1 protein-coding gene is annotated in these 2663 nt (G+C 38.4%); it reads right to left on the bottom strand.

Annotated elements, in window-relative coordinates:
* The coding region (locus ACFIJW_RS00205; protein ID WP_375632691.1) for an autotransporter outer membrane beta-barrel domain-containing protein at window positions 1-2413 on the bottom strand (2413 nt) is incomplete at its 3' end.
* Between the last annotated feature and the right edge of the window lie 250 nt (window positions 2414-2663).

Here is a 2663-nt window from a genome sequence, read left to right as displayed (position 1 = left end):
GCTTTGGTTCGACAGGGACAGAAGGAGGAGAAACAGTATCCAGAGATGAAGTGTCCTCCGGAGCAGAGGGCTCAGATGGCAACGACATAGAAAGTGGATTGGGGCGTGGAGGATCAACAGGATCAGAGGACGTAGAAGAAGGAGGGTCAGACACAAACGACGTAGAAAGTGGATCAGGGCGTGGAGGATCAACAGGATCAGAGGACGTAGAAGAAGGAGGGTCAGACACAAACGACGTAGAAAGTGGATCGGGAGGGGGAGGATCAACAGGATCAGAGGACGTAGAAGAAGGAGGGTCAGACACAAACGACGTAGAAAGTGGATTGGGAGGGGGATGATCGACAGGATCAGAGGACGTAAAAGAAGGAGGGTCAGACATAAACGACGTAGAAAGTGGATCGGGAGGGGGAGGATCAACAGGACCAGAGAACGTAGAAGAAGGAGAGTCAGATATCAACGACGTAGAAAGTGAATTGGGGGGAGAAGATGGAGGATTAACAGGATGAGATAATGAAAACGAAGAAGGTTTACCAAATGGACCATTATAAGAACCTATTCTAGAAGAAATATAAACCCCTTCGAGTCGGAAATCCCAAAAATCCCCCTCACCTTCCACTAATCTTTGCTTAGCATTCGCTTCTCCAAAAGGCGAACCTGGACCATAACCACGAATACGATATTGATAAGGAAAACCTTTCACCGTAGTATAATCATCATAACCATTGGCGAGTCGAAAAGAACCTGCCTGCGCTGTTCCAGCAACTTGAATGAGTGAAATGCTTTGATCTTTTCCCTCATAGACTTCTTTACTTGCATATTTTGGAAAATTTTGCACATGAATGAATGTCGTTCCAGAAACATCCCCATAGATCAATATGCGATCCGTCTTTTGGGGATTAAACAAACCCTCATCATTCAAAAATGCATTCAACCTAATCTGAGCGTTTCCCTCAGCACTGTAGACTTTTTTATCTTTTGATGCGAGAATTTTATCTCCTGCACCTATATCTGCTTTTTTTCCAATGCGTAGCGTTTGATAACCACTATCTTCATCAAAGATCAATGTGCTATTGGAAAGACTTAGAGAAGAAAGCGATGAAACAGATTCCTGTAAACCGTTGTATTTACTTTTAGTAAGATACCATTTTGAATAACGAATTAATTCTAAATCAATAACCGATCTACCCTCAACACGCGTACCTCCTGTAAGAGAGGAAGCGTTTGCTTTCACCAATAGAGAAGCATTATTTTCAGCTTTTAGCAACAAATCACCAGAGATTTTTGTTTCATCCGATAATTCAAGAGTGCCTTTTACTTCATAGTCTTTATTCCCCTTCGCATAAATCGCAATCCCGTCTGGAACTGTCATATTTGTCTCTGATAAATAAACAAATGCCCTCCCCGTGATAACTTTTTTGGTTTCTAAAATTTTTTCATCATCTCGTTGCCTCAACATTTTAGCAAATTCTTCTGGAGCTAAAACATTAAAGCACAGTCCATATACTCCCTCACCCTGAACAGAAATATTGTTTTTTTCTATCTTAATATTTGTATTCTTAAAGCCATCTGGTGAAATATATTTTTGAATTAACTTACCATTATCATTTACATAACCTGAAAAGTTTTTCATCAAGAATGCATGCATATGGTTCAGCTGAATAAAATTGTTTTTCAAATGAACGTCACCACCTTGAAAAACCTCAAAAGCTTCTGGCAATACCCCCATAGCTCCATCACCATCTGTTAAAGTTTCCTCCCTCCTTCCTTGCCCCGTAATCCCCATAGTATCAAGAAGATAGTGCCCCCCAAATCGAGTTGAAAATGAGCCAATCTGGTTAAAATTAACGGTACCGTCTGTCATTTTAACCATTGCATCAAAACCACTCATAATACCGATCCCTTTTACATTCAAATTATCTGGCTCAATATTGATATTCACACTCACTAAAGCAATATCCGTTCCTCTCCCCCATGCATAAATAGCATGTGAAGTCCCCTTAATTTCCCCTACTGTCATACTAATAACGGCATTTTGAGCACGAAGAGCAGGTATATTCTTAAAATCTGAAGCTATTAGATTAATTTTTCCACCATTTCTTACATACGCCCCATACGCAGATATTTTATCTGGATCATCGCCAAAAACTGTTATCTGAGAGGCATTAACAATAGTGCCTGCTTTTTCTACATATATAGCTGCAATAGGTGCAATATAAACAGACGTCTCTTGAGAACTTTTTAAGTAATAGACTTTATCTGCAAGAAAGTGTGTTTTTCTATCATCGCATTTATAAAATGCCCCTCCTGCATCACTTGAAGATCCTGCAGCATTAACATACGTAACCTGCAAAAAATAAAGAATAGCTGTTGTAACGTTGCATAAAAATACATATTTATGAAATACATAAATCATAACTCTTGCCACCTCCTATTCCCCTACTTCTATTCATTGAAGAATAATATCTATATTTAAGATAATAAATTTCTCAAAATACAATAAACATAAAATGAAATATTTAATTTAATACTTAATATAACAATATATACTTATATATAAGTTACTATATAGTTTATGTATCGCTAAAAAAGGTGGCGCAATCCAGCAGAGAAACTCGTTCCAGAAAAACCAATTTTCTTAAATCTATGCTGATAAGTGACATCTC

This window comes from Bartonella sp. MM97QHHN (assembly GCF_042194285.1).
Lineage (GTDB): Bacteria > Pseudomonadota > Alphaproteobacteria > Rhizobiales > Rhizobiaceae > Bartonella.
This window is presented reverse-complemented; position numbering and strand designations above follow the sequence as displayed.